This is a genomic window from Streptomyces sp. NTD91 (assembly GCF_059510455.1).
In genome coordinates this window covers 146649-166199 of sequence record NZ_JCAJZW010000009.1, presented here as the reverse complement: position 1 = coordinate 166199, position 19551 = coordinate 146649, and the positions used below count along the sequence as shown (strand labels likewise).

The window sequence follows — 19551 nt, the reverse complement described above, 5'->3', positions numbered from 1 at the left end:
GGGAACCGAGCGATCAGCCCTCGCGCCCGCACCCGGACGTCGTACGCGGCCGGCCTGTACGCCCGCCGGTCAGACGAGGTCCATCGCCGCCACCTCGTCGGGGCGCCCGTAGCTGATCGGCCCCTGGAAGCGGCGGCGGGCCGTGGCGAACCACCACACCGTCGCCACGACCAGGACGACGGCGAGCGCGATCGGCGCGTAATTGAAGGAGTCGACGGTGATCGGCGAGGCCTGCGGAAGCATGAACAGGACGCTGCTGAGCACGATCCAGACCACCGCCAGCCAGCCGACCGGCCGCCCCCAGCGCCCCAGGTGCCAGGGCCCCGGCTGGAACCCGTCACCGAGCCGCAGCCGCAGGAAGATCGGCACCGCGTAGGCGAGGAAGAGACCGACGACGTTGACGCTGACGATCGCGGTGAACGCGGTGTGGGACCACCAGCCGGGTACGACCAGCACCAGTGAGCAGGCCACCGCGAGCCACACCGCCTTCACGGGGGTACGGGTGCGCGGCGAGACCGAGTGCCACCAGCGGGAGCCGGGCATGGCGCCGTCGCGGGAGAAGGCGAAGATCTGCCGGGTGTTACTGGTGAGGTTGGCGAGCCCGCAGAAGAGCATCGCGCCGATGACGATGAGGAGCATGACCTTGGCGGCGCCGAGGCCGAGTCCGTCGATGAGGATCTGGACGGGCGGTGCGTCCGAGCCGGCCACCTTGGCGTAGTCGCCGATGCTGTAGACCAGCGCGAGCATCAGGATCAGTCCGGTGATCGCCGAATAGCCGATGGCGCGTGTGATCCCCTTGGGTGCGTTGACCGTCGCGCGGACCGTTTCCTCCGACATGTGGAAGCTGCCGTCGAACCCGGTGAACGTCCAGCTGGTGACCAACAGGCCGAGCATGCCGCCGTAAAGCCCGCTCCGGAAGCCGGTGTTGTTCTCGAAATGCGTCACGAACGACACCGGCTGATGATGATCAGGCATCACTGCCAGTGCCCCTACGATCACCACGAGTCCGATCAGCAGCCACCACACGGAAATCCGGTTCAGTACGGCGACGAGCTGCACCGTGTAGGTGTTGGCAAGCCCCTGCACGACGATGATGAGGGCCGTGATCAGCACCGTCTGGTGCGCGGTCGGCCGGTAGGAGGGCCACTGCAGGTGCAGGAAGGCCTGGACGAAGGTGGCGGCCGCGTAGCCGGTGGCGGCGGTGCCGCCGATCTGGCCCACGAAGTTCAGCCAGCCGGTGAACCAGGACCAGGCGCCCTTGTGCCGCTTCGCCAGTTTACCGGCGGAGAAATACAGGGCGCCGCTCGTCGGATAGGCGGAGGCGACTTCCGCCATGGCCGCACCGATGAGCAGTACCATGACGCAGACGCCGATCCAGCCGAACACGAGAATGCGGGGGCCGCCCGCGTTCATGCCGAATCCGAAGGACGAGAAAATACCCGAGAGGATATTGATGATGGTGAAGGAGATCGCGAAATTGTCGAACGCCTGGAAACGACGCGTGAGTTTACGCGGATAACCCATCGCGTGCAGGGTCGCGTCGTCGTCGAGCACGACCGGGTCCGCGCCCGCGCGGGCCTGCGCCCGGGGCTTCGATGTCCGTTCCGACACAGATAGGCCTTTCTTCTGGGTGAATCCGGGTGAAAGGGCGGAGCAGGTGCGGGTCGGTCGGGTCACGGCACGGGCAGGCCGCAGGCGCGCCGGGCCCGGGAGAGCTGCTCGGCGGGGTCGCCGAAGGCGCTCCAGGGCATACGCGAGGCGTACGGGCCCATCGCCGTGAGCACCGCCCGGGCCTCGAACGCGCACTGGGCCATGACCAGGGCGTGCGCGAGGTAGGCCAGGTCGAGCACCGGGGTGTAGCGGTAACCGGCCACCACGGGGAGCCAGTGCTGGTAGACCGCCAGCGCGGTGGAGCGCCACTGCGGCTGTTCCCAGACACGGTCGGCGAGCAGCTGGGTGGGGTTGTAGCTCTCCACGAGGGCCACCAGGGGCAACAGCCGCAGGGCCGAGTCTGCGGGCGCCCGCTGGCTGAGGAAGGCAGCCACGTCCCAGGCCGCGTTGACCGAACCGCCGTACCGCGTGAAGAAGAAGGACAGGAAACGGTGGTGGCCCTCGCGGTTCCAGGGGTCCAGCGTCAGGACGTGGGCGAACAGCCGCCAAGGGCCGGCCGGGGCGGTGAGCAGGCCGTGCGGTGCCGGATCGCACGGCCGGTGCAGCCGGGCCATGGCGAGCCTGGCGACCCAGGGCGTGGGGTCCTCCGGCGCCATGGCGGCGGCCCGGTCGCAGGCGGTCAGCGCTATGCGCTCCAGCGCCTCGGCGCGCTCGTCGTGCGCGTCGGCGGCCCGCAGCGCACGCTGCACCGCGACCCGGGCCCACAGCAGCGCGGCCTCGGGGGTCGGTTCCTCGGCGAGCCAGCGCTCGGCCAGGTCGGTGCCGGCCGCCTCGGAGGCGAGGACCAGCGAGCGATGGGCGCGCAGGGCGAAGTCGGAACGCGTCTCGGCAAGTGCCTCGTACGCGCATCGATAACGCCCGGCCCGGACATCGACGCATACGCTCGCCAGGACACGGTCGTCGGCCGCCGGGTGCCACACATAGTGCCCTTCGAATAACTCCGCGGCCATCTCCCCCTGCCAGTCCCCGTACGCGCACCGGTCGGTCGTGCTGGAGGCACCCTACTCAGCCGCGGGCGCACCCGGAACGGCTGATTCGACATATCGGTCAGGGGTTTCGTGAATGTTTATCCGAGGCCAATGACTGGCCGCCGGCCGATGATTCAAAACGCGACCTTTTCGGTCCCGCGGGCCCGGCCGTACGTCTGCAAACGGCCACACCGGGCCTCTATGCGCCCCTACTACACTGTTTCGGGACAACCGCCCGCATCCGCCCGCACCGGGGGAACCGTCATTCGCGAACTCGCCGCCCGGCTGCGCCGGCTGCCCCCCTCCCTCGGGCAGGTCCGGCTGGTCGGCGTCGACGGGCACGCCGGCTCGGGAAAGTCCACCTTCGCCGGGCAGCTGGCCGCCGCGCTCGGCGGGGCTCCGGTGCTGCACCTCGACGACATCGCCACTCACGAGCAGCTCTTCGAGTGGACCGTCCGGCTGACGGCCCAGGTGATCCGCCCTCTCGGCCGCGGCGAGAGGGCCTCCTACACGCCCTACGACTGGCGCGCTCGCGCCTTCGGTGCGCCGCGCCCGCTGCCGGCCGCGCCCGTGGTCCTCGTCGAGGGCGTCGGCGCGGGCCGCCGGGCGCTGCGACCGCATCTGGCCCTGCTGCTGTGGATGGAGACCCCCCGGGAGGAGTCCTGGGCGCGCGGCCGGCTGCGGGACGGGCCGGAGCAGCGCGAGTTCTGGAAGGGCTGGGTCGCGGCGGAGGCCGCGCACTTCGCCCGGGACCCCTCACGCCCCCATGCGGATCTTCTGGTGCTCCAGACACCGGAGGGATACGAGGTGCTGCCGGGTCCCGGGTCAACGACTGGACCGGACCAAGGTGTCACCCACGGTGACGGACCACCCTCGTTGTGGTGAACCCGTGAAGACCCTTGCGGGCGAACTTCCCCCAGTGTCCCAACTCCGCTTGACCCACGGGTCGTACAGGTCTTACGTTCTCAATGAGCGGTGATACGAAGCCGCCGCAGACGCGAAGCCCCCGGTTGTTCCCCCGTGATCGGGGGCTTCGTTCTGTCCGCTTCACTCTTTCCCGGGCCCCGCGCGCACCGATCCGCTCACCCTCGGTCACCGATCCCTGTGCGCCCCGTCTGCTCCCACCTCGACAAACGGCCCGTGCGGCACCCTTCGGCACGCGGTCGCCGCGCGGGTACGATGCCCTCGGTGCGACCTTCGAGGCTGCCTCGCGCACCGGTAACTCCGGTCCGCGGCACAGCGGTTCGACCGCGGCGGCCGTCGGGCGACTGCCCGGTGGTGATCCACGGGGACACGGTCTGTGGGGGGACGGGATGGACTTCGGCACGCAGGGCCCCGAGGCCCCGGCCGACCTGGCCTGGCTACGGGGGGTGGACGCCTACACGATGGGCGCCTATCCGCAGGCGGAGGAGGAGTTCCGCGCCGCGGTGCGGATGGACCCCGGGATGGCCGACGGCTGGCTCGGGCTGCACGCGCTCAGGGTCGACACGACGACCGCGCTGCTGAGGATGTTCCGGCACCGCGACCGCTTCGGCGAACAACGCGCCCGGCACCGCCGCTCGCTCAACTCCTGGTACTGGCTGGGCTGGTGGGTGCAGCCGGTGCTGGAGAGCCCGCGCGATCTGCTGCTCGCGCACGCCTCGCACTGGCTGGACGGCCGGCACGTGCCCGAACTGGACCGGGCCCTCGCCGGGCTGCCCCCGGTCGACACCGACCCGCAGGTCCGCTTCCTGCACGCCTGCCGCGCCTACCTGGTCAAGGACTGGGAGCAGCTGGTACGGCACACCGACCCGCTGCTGGACGATGCCATGCTCGGCATCGAGGCGGGTCTGTTCGGCGGCATGGCCCGGGTCCGGCTGGAGATGTACGGCCAGGCCGAACCGCTGCTGTCGGCTGCGTTGATGCGCTGCCGCAGCGAACAGCCGCAGCGCAAGGAGCTGCGCTACTGGCTGGCCCGGGCGCACGAGGGCACGGGACGCTCGGCGGCGGCCCTGCCCCTGTACCGGGCCGTGCACCGCGTCGACGCCGCCTTCATGGACACCTCGGCACGGCTGGCGGCGATCGCCGAGGGCGACGGGTACGACGACGGAGGCGACTTCGCCGCGATCACCCTGACCGGTGCCGGGCAGGACAGCGTGGACGGCCCCGACGGCTTCGATCCGATCTTCGGCGGCGAGGGACGCGATCTGCGGCTGTCTGAACCGGATCTGCCGACGGGCCCCCTGCCGTCGGTGACCGATCCGGCGGTGCGGGTGAAGACCGGCCTGACCGCCTACTCGCCCATCCCGGCAGGCCCCACCGACCCCGCCCTGCTGGAGGAGGCGCTCGCCGCGCTCGAGCGCATGGTAGGCCTGGAACCGGTGAAACGCCAGGTCAAGGCGTTGTCCGCGCAGTTGAACATGGCTCGGCTGCGGGCCGGTCAGGGGCTGCCGGTGCAACCGCCGAAACGGCACTTCGTCTTCTCCGGGCCGTCGGGCACCGGCAAGACCACGGTGGCCCGGATTCTGGGCCGGGTGTTCTACGCGCTGGGGCTGCTCGGCGGCGACCATCTGGTGGAGGCGCAGCGGGCGGATCTGGTCGGCGAGTACCTCGGGCAGACGGCCGTGAAGGCCAACGAACTGATCGACTCCGCGATCGGCGGCGTGCTGTTCGTGGACGAGGCGTACTCCCTGTCCAACTCCGGGTACGGCAAGGGGGACGCCTACGGCGACGAGGCCTTGCAGGTGCTGCTGAAGCGGGCCGAGGACAACCGGGACCATCTGGTGGTGATCCTCGCCGGCTATCCGGAGGGCATGGACCGGCTGCTGGCCGCGAACCCCGGGCTGTCCTCCCGTTTCACCACCCGCGTCGACTTCCCCTCCTACCGCCCGCAGGAACTCACCGAGATCGGCAAGGTGCTGGCCGGGGAGAACAGTGACGTGTGGGACGAGGAGGCGCTGGAGGAGCTGCGCTCGATCGCCGGGCACGTGGTCGAACAGGGCTGGATCGACGAGCTGGGCAACGGCCGGTTCCTGCGGACGCTGTACGAGAAGAGCTGCGCGTACCGGGATCTGCGGCTGTCGACGTCCGCGGGGGCGCTGTCACGGGACGACCTGGCGACGCTTCGGTTGCCGGATCTGATGCAGGCGTACGGAGAGGTGCTGTCGGGGCGGGGGCCGCACGATCCGTCGGCCACCTGAGCGGGGGCGGCCGTGCGGCGGTCCACGACGGAGCACCGGGCGGGCCTTCACCCCCGGGAAGGAGACGATCAACCTCGGACGGTCCGTCGCGGCCAGGCCTCCGCGGACCCGGAGGCATCCGACGAGGCCGGTCTCGGCAACACCGCGGCGACCTGGACGTCCGCTGGGACGACATCACCCGGGGAGCCAGGGGCCTGGCGCCGCAAGGCCGCACCGGCGGCCTCGTCCCCGTACGGCGGGATGCTTCGACGACGTTCCGTTCTCGCTCGCCACGCCGGGATTCGACCACTGCACCGCGTCGGACGCCACGTGCGCCGGCATGGTTCCAGTCGTCACGCCCGCGGCCGACGGGTCCTCCTGCAGAAGATCGTCACGGCCTCGTCGTCCGTGCGGCTTCGCCGGGGATTCCGTCAGCCCGCCAGTGCCTCTTCCGGTTCGCCGCTCGCCCGCGGTTCCGCCAGCCTCACCTCGGGTGTTTCCCGGTGCGCGGGATCCCGGACCTCGCCGACGAGCGTTTCCAGCACGTCCTCCAGGGCGACCAGCCCGAGCACCTTGCCCGAGGCGTCCGCCACCTGGGCCAGGTGGGTCGCCGCCCGGCGCATGACGGTCAGGGCGTCGTCCAGGGGGAGTTCGGCGCGAAGGGTCGCCATGGGGCGCCAGACGTGCTGCGGCACCGCCCGGTGGGAGTCCTCCAGATCGAGGACGTCCTTCACATGGACGTACCCCATGAACACGCCGTTCCCGGTCGCGGCGACCGGGAAACGGGAATAGCCGGTCCGGGCGGTCAGCTGGACGATCTCCCCGGGGGTGACCGCGGGGGTCACGGTCACCAGTGCCTCCCGGCGCAGCAGGACGTCCGTCACCGGGCGGGAGCCCAGCTCCAGGGCGTCCTCCAGACGCTCCCGCTCCTCGGGGGCGAGCAGGCCGGCCTGACCGGAGTCCTCCAGCAGGCGGTTGAGCTGCTCGGGGGTGACGACGGCCTCGACCTCGTCCTTGGGCTCGACCCGGAAGAGCCGCAGGATGCCCTGGGCGCAGGCGCCGAGTGTCACGGTGATCGGCCTGCAGACGCGGGCGAACCAGACCAGTCCGGGGCTGAGCCGGAGCGCCGCCTTCTCAGGGGCCGCCATCGCGAGGTTCTTGGGCACCATCTCGCCGATGACCAGGTGGAAGAAGACCACCGCCGCCAGCGCGATGACGTAGCCCAGCGGGTGGACCATGCCGTCCGGAAGGTGGACGGCGGCGAACAGCGGCTCCAGCAGATGCGCCACCGTGGGCTCGGCCACCGCGCCAAGGGTCAGCGAGCAGACCGTGATGCCGAACTGGGCCGCGGCCATCATCTGCGGCAGCCGCTCCAGGCCGTACAGCACCTGCCGGGCGCGGGCGGTGCCGAGCGGTTCGATCTGGCTGCGGCGCACCGAGACGAGCGCGAACTCGGCGCCGACGAAGAAGCCGTTGGCCAGCACGAGCAGCGCGGCGAAGGCCAGTTGGAGGACGCTCATCGGGCGGCCTCCACCATGTTGCTCACCGGCGCCGTACGGACCAGGCGGACCCGTTCGGCGCGGTAGTGGCCGACCTGGCGGACGGAGAGCCGCCAGCCGGGCAGCTCGGCGCGGTCGCCGGGGGCCGGGATGCGGCCCAGCAGGTCGGCGACGAGTCCGGCGACCGTCTCGTACGGCCCCTCGGGCACGTCGAGCCCTATGCGCTGGAGGGTGTCGACGCGGCAGCTTCCGTCGGCGTCCCAGGCGGGCCGGCCGTCCTCCGGCGGGGCGGGAGCCAGCTCGGGCATGTCCTTGGCGTCGTGCTCGTCGCGGACCTCGCCGACGAGTTCCTCGACGATGTCCTCCAGGGTGACCACGCCGGCCGTGCCACCGTACTCGTCGACGACGACCGCGATGGGCTGCTCGGAGCGGAGCCGGGTGAGCAGGGGCTGGACCGGCAGGGTCTGCGGGACCAGAAGCGCCTTGCGGGCGATACGGCCCACCGGGGTGCGCAGGCGGTCGTGCACGGGGACGGCGAGGGCGTCCTTCAGATGGGCCATGCCGACGATCTCGTCGATCTTCTCCCGGTAGACGGGGAAGCGGGACAGGCCGGTGGCCCTGGTGAGGTTGACGACGTCCTCGGCGGTGGCCGTGTCCTGCAGGGCGCTGACCTTCACCCGCGGGGTCATGACGTGCTGCGCGGTCAGCTCGCCCAGGGACAGGGTGCGCACGAACAGGTCGGCCGTGTCCTGTTCCAGGGCTCCGGCCTGCGCGGAGTGGCGGGCCAGGGACACCAGTTCGCCCGGGGTGCGGGCGGAGGCCAGTTCATCGGCGGGTTCGACGCCGAGGGCCCGCACCAGCCGGTTGGCGACCGTGTTCAGCGCGGCGATCACCGGGCGGAACAGTCGGGAGAAGGTGGCCTGCGGGCCGGCCACGAACCGGGCGACCGGCAGTGGCTTGGACACCGCCCAGTTCTTGGGCACGAGCTCGCCGATCACCATCTGGACCGCGGAGGCCAGCAGCATGCCGACGACCACGGCGACACCGGAGACCGCGCCGTCCGGGATGCCGAGCGCGGCGAACGGGCCGCGCAGCAGCCGGGCCAGGGCGGGCTCGGCGAGCATGCCGACGACGAGGGAGGTGATGGTGATGCCGAGCTGGGTGCCGGAGAGCTGGAAGGACAGCTCCTTGAGCGACTCGGCGACTGTGCGGGCCCGTCGGTCGCCCTCGGCGGCCGCCTTCTCGGCCTCCGTCGCCTCGACGGTCACCAGGCCGAACTCGGCGGCCACGAAGAAGCCGTTGGCGAGGATCAGCAGGAAAGCCGCTCCCAGGAGCAGCAAAGAGATGGTCACGCTGCCACCGCCTTCCCGGTATGTCGGGCAGGGGCGGCGCAGGTACTACAGGACGATCCGTCCATCGCTGGAGGGAGTCACTCCTCGGGTAGCAGGAACCCCTGTGCGCCGGTTGGCGTCCAGGGGCGGAGGCCCGGCGAAAGGGCCTCCGTCACCAGATTAATCAAGACGGCGCCGCTGGGGCAGGGTGGACGACCCGGAGTGAGCCCCGAGTCACCCCTGAGCCGCCTCCGGGTCAGCCCCGGCCGTCCGCCGGGTGGGCCGTGGCACGGACTTCGGCGAGGGCCCGCAGGGCCTGCGCGTCGGCGACGGCGCGCCGCTTGGCGAGCCCCGGCTGGATGCCGAGGGCGGGCAGGCTGGTGCCGTCGCTGAGGTTGAGGTAGACCCATGGATCCCCCGGACGGAGGTTCACCTGAAGGATCTCCGGCCACTCCAGACGCCGCTTGCCGGCGATGTTGACCACGGTCACACCGGCCTCGTCGGCGACGACCTTCACCCGGGCGATCCGGGCCAGCACCCAGAAGATCAGCGCCCCGGTGACGGCGAAGCTGGCCCGCTCCCCCGGGCCGAGCTGCTCCAGCAGCAGCCCGATCCCGGATATGGTCACGAAGATCAGCACCCCGGCGGTGAGCAGGATGGCCCGGGTGTGGCCCGGCCGGAAGGTGACGGGCAGGGCCGGAAGGGTGGGTGTGTCGGACATCTCGGTGCGCACCCCTTACAGGCGGCAGGCGTGGATGGCCGTGGTCAGGATGGCGCGGGCGCCGATGGCGTAGAGGTCGTCCATGATCCGCTGCGCCTCCTTGGCGGGGACCATGGCGCGGACCGCGACCCAGCCCTCGTTGTGCAGCGGGGAGACGGTCGGGGACTCCAGGCCCGGGGTGAGCGCGACGGCCTTCTCGAGCTGCTCGACACGGCAGTCGTAGTCCATCATCACGTACGTCCGGGCGACCAGGACGCCCTGGAGGCGACGCAGGAACTGCTGGACCTTCGGTTCCTCACCGTCGGTGCCGGTGCGGCGGATGACGATCGCCTCGGACTTCATGATCGGCTCGCCGAAGACGTCCAGACCGGCGTTGCGCAGGCTCGTGCCGGTCTCGACGACGTCGGCGATGACCTCGGCGACGCCCAGCTCGATCGCGGTCTCCACGGCGCCGTCCAGGTGGACGACGGAGGCATCGACGCCCCTGTCCTCGAGGTGCCCGGCGACGATGCCCTCGTAGGAGGTGGCGACCGTCTTGCCCTTGAGGTCCTCGATGCCGTTCGCGGTGCCTGGCTTGGCGGCGAAGCGGAAGGTGGAGCGGGCGAAGCCGAGCGGCAGGATCTCCTCGGCGTCGGCACCGGAGTCGATCAGCAGGTCGCGGCCGGTGATGCCCACGTCGAGGCGGCCGGAGGCGACGTAGATCGCGATGTCGCGGGGGCGGAGGTAGAAGAACTCGACCTCGTTGACCGGATCGACGATCCGCAGCTCCTTGGACTCGCGGCGCTGCTGGTAGCCGGCCTCATGCAGCATCTCCGCCGCAGGGCCGGACAGTGAACCCTTGTTGGGGACGGCGATGCGCAGCATGAGGTCGGCTTCCTTTGTGTGAAGGGGTTTTCTACGGCTTGTGCGGCGGGCGGGTCACAGGTGGGCGTAGACGTCGTCCAGCGAGATCCCGCGGGCGACCATCATCACCTGGACGTGGTACAGCAGCTGGGAGATCTCCTCGGCGGCCGCCTCCTTGCCCTCGTACTCGGCGGCCATCCAGACCTCGGCGGCCTCTTCGACGACCTTCTTGCCGATGGCATGGACACCCTTGCCGACCAGCTCTGCGGTGCGGGAGGTGGCGGGGTCGCCGTGGGCGGCCTTCTGCTGGAGCTCGGTGAAGAGCTCCTCGAACGTCTTCTTGGACATGGTGGTCCTTACCCTACGCGCTCCGGCCGATGCCTCAGTGCCAGGGTTCGGATACCGAGCGCAGTGTGGCGGCGGTCGAGACCGCCGCGGTGACCGCCTCGTGGCCCTTGTCCTCGTTCGAGCCCTCCAGGCCGGCCCGGTCCAGCGCCTGCTCCTCGGTGTCGCAGGTGAGCACGCCGAAACCGACGGGCACGCCGGTCTCGACGCTGACCTGGGTGAGGCCCTGGGTGACGCCCTGGCACACGTAGTCGAAGTGGGGAGTGCCGCCGCGGATGACCACACCGAGGGCGACCACGGCGTCGTAGCCGCGCCCGGCCAGCACCTTGGCGGCGACGGGGAGTTCGAAGCTGCCCGGGACCCGGATCAGGGTCGGCTCGTCGATCCCCAGTTCGCGCAGGGCGCGCAGGGCGCCGTTCACCAGACCGTCCATCACCTTCTCGTGCCACTGCGCCGCGATGACGGCGACCCTGAGGTCGCTCGCGTTGCGTACGGACAGCTCCGGTGCACCCTTGCCGCTCACGTGTCTCCTAAGTGCCTTGCAGTCGTGCTTACTGGCTTACTGGTTGGCCGCCACGGCCGGTGTGTCCAGCCAGGGCAGGTCGTGTCCCATCCGGTCGCGCTTGGTGCGCAGGTAGTGGAGGTTGTGCTCGCCGGCCTCGATCGGCATCGATTCGCGGCCGGTGACCTTCAGACCGTGCCGCAGCAGCGCGTCGGTCTTGTCGGGGTTGTTGGTCATCAGCCGGACGCTGCGCACGCCGAGGTCGGCGAGGATCTGCGCACCCGCGCCGTAGTCGCGGGCGTCGGCGGGCAGGCCGAGTTCGAGGTTGGCGTCGAGGGTGTCGCGGCCCCGTTCCTGGAGTTCGTACGCCCGGAGCTTGGACAGCAGTCCGATGCCGCGTCCCTCGTGGCCGCGCAGGTAGACCACCACGCCCCGGCCCTCCTCCTGGATGCGCCGCAGGGCGGTGTCCAACTGGGGGCCGCAGTCGCAGCGCAGGGAGCCGAAGACGTCACCGGTGAGGCATTCGGAGTGGACGCGGACCAGGACGTTCTCGCCGGCCCCGATGTCGCCGTGGACGAGGGCGACGTGCTCGACGCCGTCGACGGTGGAGCGGTAGCCGTAGGCGGTGAAGGTGCCGTGCCGGGTGGGCAGGCGGGTCTCGGCCTCGCGGCGGACGGTGGGCTCGCTGCTGCGCCGGTAGGCGATCAGGTCCTCGATGGAGATGATCGTCAGCCCGTGCTTGCGGGCGAACGGGATCAGCTCGGGCAGGCGGAGCATTCGGCCGTCCTCGCCGGCGATCTCCACGATGGCGCCGGCCGGGCGCAGGCCCGCGAGCCGGGCGAGGTCGACGGCGGCCTCGGTGTGGCCGTTGCGCACGAGGACGCCGCCGGGCCTGGCGCGCAGCGGGAAGACGTGGCCGGGGCGGACGAAGTCCGTGGGCTCGGCCGTGCCGCTCGCGAGCAGTTGGAGCGTGGTGGCGCGGTCGGCGGCGGAGATGCCGGTGCTCACACCGTGCGCGGCGGAGGCGTCCACGGAGACGGTGAACGCGGTCTTCATCGACTCGGTGTTGTCCTGGACCATCTGCGGGAGCCGGAGCCGGTCCAGTTCCTGGGGCTCCATGGGCGCGCAGATCAGACCGCGGCACTCGCTCATCATGAACGCGACGATCTCGGGGGTCGCGTGTTCGGCCGCGACGACCAGGTCGCCCTCGTTCTCGCGGTCCTCGTCGTCCACGACGACGACCGGGCGGCCGGCCGCGATGTCGGCGATGGCCTGCTCGACGGGGTCGAGCCCGAAGTTCTCGATGGCGTCGGTGTCGTACAGGGGCGGTGCCGAGGTCATGCCGGGGCTCCTTCCAGGACGGGCTGCGGGCTCCTGCGGGAGCGCAGCCACCAGTCGCGCATGCCCCACAGGACGAGCGCGCCGTAGATGACGTAGACGAAACCGGAGAAGGCGTAGCCGTTGGCGAAGTTGAGGGGCACGCCGACGAGGTCGACCAGCAGCCAGGCGATCCAGAACTCGACCATGCCCTTGGCCTGGGCGTACATGGCGACGATGGTGCCGACGAAGATGTAGGCGTCGGGCCAGGGGTCCCAGGACAGCGACGGGTAGGCCGTGAAGAGCAGGGCCACGGCGACCGTGCCGACGGCGGCCGCGCCGAGCATCGCCGCGCGCTCGCGCCAGCCGGCGAAGCGGGGGGTTATGTGCCCGTTGCCCGACCGGTCCTTGTCGCGCCGCCACTGCCACCAGCCGTAGAGGGCGACGGCCATGACGACGGCCTGCTTGCCGGCGCTGCCCGTCAGATGTCCGTAGAAGGCGGCGAACAGGACGAGGCCGGAGAGGAACTGCACGGGCCAGGTCCACAGGGAGCGGCGCCAGCCGAGGGCGAGAGCGATCAGCCCGAGGACGTTGCCGGTCATGTCCGACCAGATGATGCGCTGGCCGAAGAGGGTGAAGGCCTCGGAGTTCAGCCAGTTCACTCGGCCGCCCCCTGCGCACGGTCGCCGAGCAGTCGCTCGACGTACTTGGCGACGACGTCGACCTCGAGGTTGACCGGGTCGCCGGGCTGCTTGTGCCCGAGCGTGGTCAGGGCGAGGGTGGTCGGGATGAGGCTGACGGTGAAGTAGTCGGGGCCGGCGTCCACGACCGTGAGGCTGATGCCGTCGACGGTGATCGAGCCCTTCTCGACGACGTAGCGGGAGAGGTCCGCGGGGAGGGAGACCTTCACGATCTCCCAGTTCTCGGAGGGCTTGCGCTCCAGCACCTCTCCGGTGCCGTCGACGTGGCCCTGCACGATGTGCCCGCCCAGGCGGGCGCCCACGGCCATGGGACGTTCGAGGTTGACGCGGGATCCCACGGTGAGCGCGCCGAGGCCGGAGCGGTTCAGGGTCTCCGCCATCACGTCGGCGGTGAACTCGTCGCCCTCGTGCTCCACCACGGTGAGACAGACGCCGTTCACGGCGATGGAGTCGCCGTGCCGCGCGCCCTCGGTCACCACGGGGCCGCGGAGCCGGAAGCGGGAGGCGTCGCCGAGGTTCTCGACGGCGGTGACCTCACCCAGCTCTTCGACGATACCGGTGAACACTTCCCGGGTCCTCCTGCCTCTTCGGGCACGGACTCCGGGGCCTGTCGATGACGACAGAACGTACGGGTGAGCACGCCGGGGCGGCGCCGAAAGAGGGCCGTCCGCGTGCGGACCAGCCCCAGATACGGCGACGCGCACACGTGTGTGCCCGCCCGCCGCGCACTGCCTCCCATCCGGACTTTAACCGTCGGTCCAGGAATTTCACCTGGTCAACCGGCCGCTGGAAGCGACCGGGTCGCGGACTGTAACCGCCGGTTCGGACTTTCACCGACCCCGGAGTGCGCTGCTTCTGGTACAGAGCCAGTCTGCCACGCCGGGCGGCCGTCCAGACAGGCGGAGGGTGTGGGTTCCCTCACAGTGCGTGTCACCAGCCTTGCGTGACGCGCCCGAGGCACCCAACTCGCCGTGCTGCAGAGGCACTTGACATCGGCTCGAAGTCATTGACCATACTGGTCTAGTCCTTTTATCGTGCGGTCGGGTCCGGCGGCGGTGACGACGGCCCTTGCCCGCCGCCGGACCGCCCAGAACGGCGGACCTGCCCGGCCCCGGCGGCCGCCGGCACTCCGTGACCGGGACGTCACCAGGCCTCTGGCAGGCTGTGCCGCATGACGTCATCGCCGCTCGCCGACGAGTTCGAGTCCCACCGGCCCCGTCTGTTCGGGCTGGCGTACCGCCTGCTGGGCTCCGCGCACGAGGCGGAGGACGCGGTGCAGGACGCGTATGTGCGGTTCAGCGGCGCGGACCGGGCGGCGATCGAGCACCCGGGCGCGTGGCTCGCCAAGGCCGTCACCAACCTCTGTCTGACCCGGCTGGCCTCGGCCCGGGCGCGGCGCGAGGAGTATCCCGGGACCTGGCTGCCGGAGCCGGTGGCCACCTCCGACGGCACGCTCGGGCCGCTGGAGTCGGCCGAGCGCCGCGAGCAGGTGTCGATGGCGCTGCTGGTCCTGCTGGAACGGCTGACGCCGGCCGAGCGGGCCGTGTACGTGCTGCGCGAGGCCTTCCGTTACGCCCATCGGGAGATCGCGGACGTCCTGGATCTGAGCGAGGCCAACTGCCGTCAGCTGTACCGGCGGGCGTCGGTCCGGGTCGCCGTGCCGGAGAACCGCTTCGAGCCCGCGCCGGAGCGGCGGGAGCAGCTGCTCCTGTCCTTCCTCACGGCGGCCCGCGAGGGTGACCTGGCCGGGCTGGAGAGGATGCTCACGGCGGACGTCACCTACTGGGGCGACGGCGGCGGCAGGGTGTCCGCGGTCAGGCGGCCGGTCGAGGGGCGCGAGAAGGTCGTGCGCTTCCTGGTGGGCGGGGCCGAGCGGTTCACCGGTGGTCTGGACATCGGGGTGCGGGAGGTCAACGGGGCGACGGCGCTGGTCGGCTGGGCGGGTGACGTGCTCGCCGGGGTGGCGGCCTTCGAGTTGCGGGACGGGCTGATCGCCCAGGTGTGGACCATGTTGAATCCGGACAAGCTGGCCTACGTGCAGCGGCAGCTGGTACGGCCGTAGCCCGCTGCCGGCCGGGCTTGTCACATTCGCCGGGGCCACGCGGTCTCAATGGTGAGGGTGCCCCGGGCGGGCGCACCCCGAGTCCGGAGGGAGCGCGAACAGCATGACGACCATCCTGGTGACCGGCGGGACCGGCACGCTCGGGCGGTGTGTGACGGAGCGGCTGCGGGCGGACGGGCACGAGGTGCGGGTGCTGAGCCGGCACACGCAGCCGTACGCCGTCGATCTGCGCGTCGGGGGGAGCGGCCTCGACGCGGCGCTCGCCGGCGTGGAGACGGTGGTGCACTGCGCGACCACCCAGCGGGGCGGGGACGAGGCCTCCGCCGATCACCTGATCGAGGCGGCCCGCCGGGCCGGGGTGGGCCATCTGGTCTACATCTCCATCGTCGGCGTCGACCGGGTGCCGCTCGGCTACTACAGGACCAAGCTGGCCGTGGAGCGCCGGATCGAGGAGTCGGGGCTCGGCTGGACGGTCCTGCGCACGACCCAGTTCCACGACCTTCTCGTCACGGTCCTGGGCGGGCTGGCCAAGGCGCCCGTCGTGCTGGTTCCGGCCGGCCTGCCGGATCAGCCGGTGGAGGTCACCGAAGTCGCCGAGCGCCTGGCCGAGTCGGCGCTCGCCGCGCCGGCCGGGCGGGTGGCGGACATGGGCGGCCCCGAAGTGCGGTCCCTGGACTCGCTGGCCCGCGCCTACGTGCGGGCGACCGGCCGCCGCCGGACGGTGGCCCAGGTCCCTCTGTTCGGCCGTACCTACCGTGCGTGCCGCGAGGGCGGACTGCTGGCGCCGGACCGGGCGGTGGGGAGGACGACGTTCGAGGAGTATCTGGCGCGGCGCTTCGACGGCTGACGCACGGAGGGCGCCGGGACGGGCACATGCCTCCCGCCGGAATCGCCCGAACCGGACCGGGCAGGAGTCCGGTGCGGTCCGTGCAGGGGTCCGGTGCGCTGCGGCCGCTGCGGTCCGGGCAGCGGTCCGATGGGGCCGAGACAGCGGCCGTCGGCGCCCGGACAGGGTTTCCGGTCCGGACACGGTCCGACGGGCGAGGCAGATGCGGTCCGGGCAGCGGTCCGATGGGGCCCAGGCAGCAGCCGTAGGTCCGGTGGGCGAGGCGGGTCCCGTACATTTCCGGGCTGCGGTCCGACGGTGCCGGCGCCCGTGCGGTCCGGGCAGCGGTCCGATGAGGCCGACGCAGCGGCCGTCGGCGCCCGGACAGGGGTTCCGGTCCGGGCAGCGGTCCGATGAGGCCGGGGCAGCGGTCCGGTGGGCCGGGGCGGCGGTCCCGTGGGGTCCGGACCGGGGTCCGGGCCGGGCAGGCGTTCCGTGTGGGCCGGACAAGCAGCCGGACGCAGGCCGGACCGGCGACCCCCAGCACAGGGCCGGGCAGGTGGTCAGGGGCGGGCCGGAGGTGCGAAGAGTTCCTCCTGGGCGCGGTCCCGAGCCGTCAGCAGAGCCCCGCGCAGCACCGCCGCGCCGCCGAGCGTGCTCGCCCGCACCTCTGTGACCAGGGGCGACATACGGCGGAGGCGGTCCTCGACGAGAGCGGCCAGCAGCGGGCCACCGGCCTGCCCGACCTCTCCGCCGAGCACCACACAGCCGGGATCGAGCACGGCCACGACGGACGCGGCGCCGACGGCGATCCGGTCGGCGAGGGCGTGGAGGAACGGTCCGGCGCGCCGCCCACCGTCCGCAGGGGCCGCACCCGGCGAGGCCGCGCCCGCCGCGCCCAGGTCACCCGCCTCCCCCACAGCTCTCTCGACCACCGCCGCCGCCCCCGGCCCGTCCATCGTGGCCGGCACGTGCAGGCCACACTCCGAGGCCAGCGCGCCGATCGCCGCCGCGCCCGCCAGGGAGTGGAAGCCGCCGTCGCAGTCCCGCGCCGAGGGCAGTGAGACGGTGCCCGGGACCGGCAGGAAGCCGATCTCGCCGGTGCCGCCCGAGGCGCCGCGGCGGAGGGTGCCGTCGAGGACGACCGCCGCGCCGACGCCGTGGCCGAGCCAGAGCAGGACAAAGGTGTCCCGGTCCCGGGCGGCGCCCTCCCGCTGCTCGGCGAGGGCCGCGAGGTTGGTCTCGTTCTCCACGGTGACCCGGGCGCCGGGCAGCCGTTCCTGGAGGGCGGTGGCCAGGCTGCGGTGCCAGGCGGGCAGGCCTCCGGAGTCCCGGAGGTCGCCGGTGGCCGGGTCGATGAGGCCGGGCGCGCCGATGCCGAGGGTGTGCAGCCTCCCCCACGCTCGAACGCCCTCGCGCGGCGGCGCCCCCATGGCCCCGGCCGCCCTCGCGGTCCGCTCCACCGCGGCCACCGCCTGCTCGACGGCGGGCCCGGTCCCGGTGTCCCCGCCGATCGGCACGGACGCCTCGGCGAGCACCCGGCCGACCAGGTCGGAGACCAGGACGAAGAGACCGCCGGTACGGACGTCGAGCGCGGCCAGAAGGGCGCGGTCGGCGACGATGCCGTAGAGGCGGGCGTTCGGGCCCCGGCGCTGTTCGCCCGACTCGCCGACGACCGTGATCAGTCCGGCGGCGGTGAGCCGCTCCACGAGGTCGGCGACCGTCGGCCGGGACAGACCCGTCAGCTGTTTCAACTGCCCTGCCGTGAGCGGCCCTTCCTGCTGGAGCAGACGCAGGGCCAGGCGGTCGTTGATGGCCCGGGCGGTGCTGGGTGATGCGGGCATGACGGGAATCCTCCCAGATCGACGCGCGCCGACAGCGGCCGGGAAATCGGCTATCTATCAGGCAGGGTCCCTGATAGTTTACGGCGCGTGGAGTCGGGGCGGGCGGGGAACTCCCCGGGAGGGACGGAACATGAGTGACGTGAGTGACCCGCGCGGTGAGGTCAGGCGCGCCCGGTACGCCGTGGCGGCTGTGTTCGCCGTGCACGGCGCGGTGACCGGCTCGTTCGCCACCCGGGTGCCGTGGATCCAGGACCACGCCTCGCTCGGCGCGGGTCAGTTGGGGTTCGCGCTGGCCTTCACCGCCTTCGGCGCCTCGTGCGCGATGCCGCTGGCGGGTCGGATCAGCCACCGCTTCGGCAGCCGTACGGCGCTGCGGGGACTGCTCGCGCTGTGGACGCTGGCGCTGGTGCTGCCCTCCCTCGCACCGAACCTGTACACGCTGTGCCTGGCGATGTTCGCCTACGGTGCGAGTGCCGGCATGGCCGACGTGGCGATGAACGCACTCGGCGTCGAGATCGAGCGACTGCTCGGCCGGTCGATCATGTCGGGGCTGCACGGCATGTGGAGCGCGGGCGCCCTCGTCGGCTCGGCGGCCGGCACGCTCGCCGCCCACATCGGCTCGGACGCCCGGCTGCATTTCGTGCTCGCCTCGGCCGTGCTCACCGCGCTCGGCCTGACGGCCTGCACCTGGGTACTTGATCTGCAGCCCGCCGAGGACGAGGAGCCGCCGCCGAGGTTCGCGCTGCCGCCGCGCTCGGCGCTGCTCATCGGCACGGTCGGCTTCTGCGCGGTGTTCGCGGAGGGTGCGAGCCTGGACTGGTCGGCGGTGTTCCTGCGGGACAGGCTGGACAGTTCGGCCGGGGTGGCGGCGGCCTGCACGACCGGGTTCATGCTGACGATGGCCGTGGCCCGGATCGCCGGGGACGCGGCGGTGAACCGGTTCGGCGCCGTCCGCACCGTGCGGGCCGGCGGCGTCCTGGCCGTACTCGGCGGTCTGCTGATCGTGTGCGCCGGGCACGAGGCAGTGGCGATGGGCGGGTTCGCACTGATGGGGCTCGGCATCGCGGTGGTCGTACCGCTCTGCTTCGCGGCGGCCGGGCACGCGGGCCCCAATCCCAGCCAGGCCATCGCCGGCGTCGCGACGATCACCTACACCTCGGGGCTGATCGCGCCGAGCCTGATCGGCGGGGTGGCGCAGGCGACCAGCCTGGTGGTGTCGTTCTGCGTGGTGACGGCGCTGGCGAGCGGGCTCGCGGTGTTCGCGGGCGTGCTGCGCAGCGCCGAACGCGGCGGCCGGACCGAGATCAGCCGGCCGGCCGCAGCAGTTCCCGACCCACGGCCCTGAAGGCGTCGGACCAGGGCGCCGGGCGCAGGGTGGTCGCGTCCAGCCGGACCAGCACCCGGGTCCCCCGGGCGTAGGTCAGCGCGCCGTCGGCCGAGCAGAAGCGGAAGCCGTAGGTCAGGCCGGTGGTGCCGAGCCGGTCCAGCCAGAGGTGGACGGCGTAGGTGCCGGGCCTGGTCACCGGCGCCTCGTAGCTGATGCGGAGTTCGCGAACGGCGTTGCAGGCGTCGCCGGCCGCGTGCCAGTCGCCGTCGAAGCGGACACCGTACTCGCTCCACAGCTCGGTCCAGGCCCGCTCGACCAGCAGCGGGTAGCGGGCGTTGTGCAGGAGGCCGAGCGCGTCGAGGTCGTCGAAGTGCACGGTGACGGGGAGCAGTCGGCCGTAGGAGACGACGGGGGCGATCGGGGCTTCGGCGGTCAC

General features: G+C 72.0%; 18 protein-coding genes and 1 riboswitch. Of the genes, 5 read left to right on the top strand and 13 right to left on the bottom strand.

The features are described 5' to 3' along the window. Window positions 1-69: 69 nt before the first annotated feature. Together AC5WRT_RS13480 and AC5WRT_RS13475 are read right to left on the bottom strand one after the other, a co-directional pair. The gene (locus AC5WRT_RS13480; protein ID WP_496093438.1) at window positions 70-1611 is read right to left on the bottom strand and encodes an amino acid permease; all 1542 of its coding nucleotides are present in this window, start codon (window positions 1609-1611) and stop codon (window positions 70-72) included. A 62-nt stretch (window positions 1612-1673) separates the two neighbouring features. Beyond that, window positions 1674-2621, bottom strand: a complete 948-nt coding sequence (locus AC5WRT_RS13475; RefSeq protein ID WP_496093302.1) for a hypothetical protein — start codon at window positions 2619-2621, stop codon at window positions 1674-1676. Window positions 2622-2840: 219 nt separating this feature from the next. Between AC5WRT_RS13475 and AC5WRT_RS13470 the strand changes: the two genes are divergently transcribed. Both AC5WRT_RS13470 and AC5WRT_RS13465 read left to right on the top strand, forming a co-directional pair. Next, window positions 2841-3524, top strand: a complete 684-nt coding sequence (locus tag AC5WRT_RS13470; RefSeq protein ID WP_496093303.1) for a uridine kinase family protein — start codon at window positions 2841-2843, stop codon at window positions 3522-3524. Between the two features lie 428 nt (window positions 3525-3952). After that, complete coding sequence (locus AC5WRT_RS13465; protein ID WP_496093304.1) at window positions 3953-5818, top strand: AAA family ATPase; 1866 nt, start codon at window positions 3953-3955, stop codon at window positions 5816-5818. A 410-nt stretch (window positions 5819-6228) separates the two neighbouring features. Here the strand turns inward: AC5WRT_RS13465 and AC5WRT_RS13460 are convergent, their stop codons facing one another. The 9 genes from AC5WRT_RS13460 to AC5WRT_RS13420 form a co-directional block, all read right to left on the bottom strand. Beyond that, window positions 6229-7317 (bottom strand): hemolysin family protein, encoded by a 1089-nt coding sequence (locus tag AC5WRT_RS13460; protein ID WP_496100238.1) that lies wholly within the window; start codon window positions 7315-7317, stop codon window positions 6229-6231. Beyond that, window positions 7314-8648, bottom strand: a complete 1335-nt coding sequence (locus AC5WRT_RS13455; RefSeq protein ID WP_496093306.1) for a hemolysin family protein — start codon at window positions 8646-8648, stop codon at window positions 7314-7316. Before AC5WRT_RS13455 ends, AC5WRT_RS13460 begins: the two co-directional genes overlap by 4 nt. A gap of 235 nt (window positions 8649-8883) precedes the next feature. Then, entirely contained in the window at window positions 8884-9348 is a 465-nt protein-coding gene (locus tag AC5WRT_RS13450; protein WP_496093307.1) for a PH domain-containing protein, read from the bottom strand. A gap of 15 nt (window positions 9349-9363) precedes the next feature. Then, the gene (hisG, locus tag AC5WRT_RS13445) at window positions 9364-10212 is read right to left on the bottom strand and encodes an ATP phosphoribosyltransferase (RefSeq protein ID WP_496093308.1); all 849 of its coding nucleotides are present in this window, start codon (window positions 10210-10212) and stop codon (window positions 9364-9366) included. 54 nt (window positions 10213-10266) lie between these two features. Continuing rightward, complete coding sequence (locus AC5WRT_RS13440; RefSeq protein ID WP_023552153.1) at window positions 10267-10539, bottom strand: phosphoribosyl-ATP diphosphatase; 273 nt, start codon at window positions 10537-10539, stop codon at window positions 10267-10269. 34 nt (window positions 10540-10573) lie between these two features. Further along, window positions 10574-11059, bottom strand: a complete 486-nt coding sequence (ribH, locus tag AC5WRT_RS13435; protein ID WP_496093309.1) for a 6,7-dimethyl-8-ribityllumazine synthase — start codon at window positions 11057-11059, stop codon at window positions 10574-10576. A gap of 36 nt (window positions 11060-11095) precedes the next feature. Beyond that, window positions 11096-12379, bottom strand: a complete 1284-nt coding sequence (locus tag AC5WRT_RS13430) for a bifunctional 3,4-dihydroxy-2-butanone-4-phosphate synthase/GTP cyclohydrolase II (RefSeq protein WP_496093310.1) — start codon at window positions 12377-12379, stop codon at window positions 11096-11098. Beyond that, window positions 12376-13017, bottom strand: coding sequence for a nicotinamide riboside transporter PnuC (gene pnuC / locus AC5WRT_RS13425; RefSeq protein ID WP_496093311.1), 642 nt, complete (start codon window positions 13015-13017; stop codon window positions 12376-12378). Before pnuC ends, AC5WRT_RS13430 begins: the two co-directional genes overlap by 4 nt. Then, entirely contained in the window at window positions 13014-13622 is a 609-nt protein-coding gene (locus AC5WRT_RS13420; protein ID WP_496093312.1) for a riboflavin synthase, read from the bottom strand. Before AC5WRT_RS13420 ends, pnuC begins: the two co-directional genes overlap by 4 nt. 155 nt (window positions 13623-13777) lie before the next feature. Continuing rightward, window positions 13778-13908, bottom strand: a riboswitch (FMN riboswitch). Window positions 13909-14227: 319 nt separating this feature from the next. On the opposite strand from AC5WRT_RS13420, the gene AC5WRT_RS13415 reads away from it, so the two are divergent. Then, entirely contained in the window at window positions 14228-15118 is an 891-nt protein-coding gene (locus AC5WRT_RS13415) for an RNA polymerase sigma-70 factor (RefSeq protein WP_496093313.1), read from the top strand. 103 nt (window positions 15119-15221) lie between these two features. After that, window positions 15222-15965 (top strand): SDR family oxidoreductase, encoded by a 744-nt coding sequence (locus AC5WRT_RS13410; protein ID WP_496093314.1) that lies wholly within the window; start codon window positions 15222-15224, stop codon window positions 15963-15965. Window positions 15966-16507: 542 nt separating this feature from the next. On the opposite strand, the gene AC5WRT_RS13405 is transcribed toward AC5WRT_RS13410, so the two are convergent. Continuing rightward, window positions 16508-17788, bottom strand: a complete 1281-nt coding sequence (locus AC5WRT_RS13405) for an ROK family transcriptional regulator (protein ID WP_496093315.1) — start codon at window positions 17786-17788, stop codon at window positions 16508-16510. A gap of 130 nt (window positions 17789-17918) precedes the next feature. On the opposite strand from AC5WRT_RS13405, the gene AC5WRT_RS13400 reads away from it, so the two are divergent. Then, window positions 17919-19133 carry an MFS transporter gene (locus AC5WRT_RS13400; protein WP_496093316.1) on the top strand — a complete coding sequence of 405 codons (1215 nt, stop codon included), beginning with the start codon at window positions 17919-17921 and terminating at the stop codon, window positions 19131-19133. Here the strand turns inward: AC5WRT_RS13400 and AC5WRT_RS13395 are convergent. Then, complete coding sequence (locus AC5WRT_RS13395; protein ID WP_496093317.1) at window positions 19093-19551, bottom strand: acyl-CoA thioesterase; 459 nt, start codon at window positions 19549-19551, stop codon at window positions 19093-19095. The genes AC5WRT_RS13400 and AC5WRT_RS13395 overlap by 41 nt on opposite strands.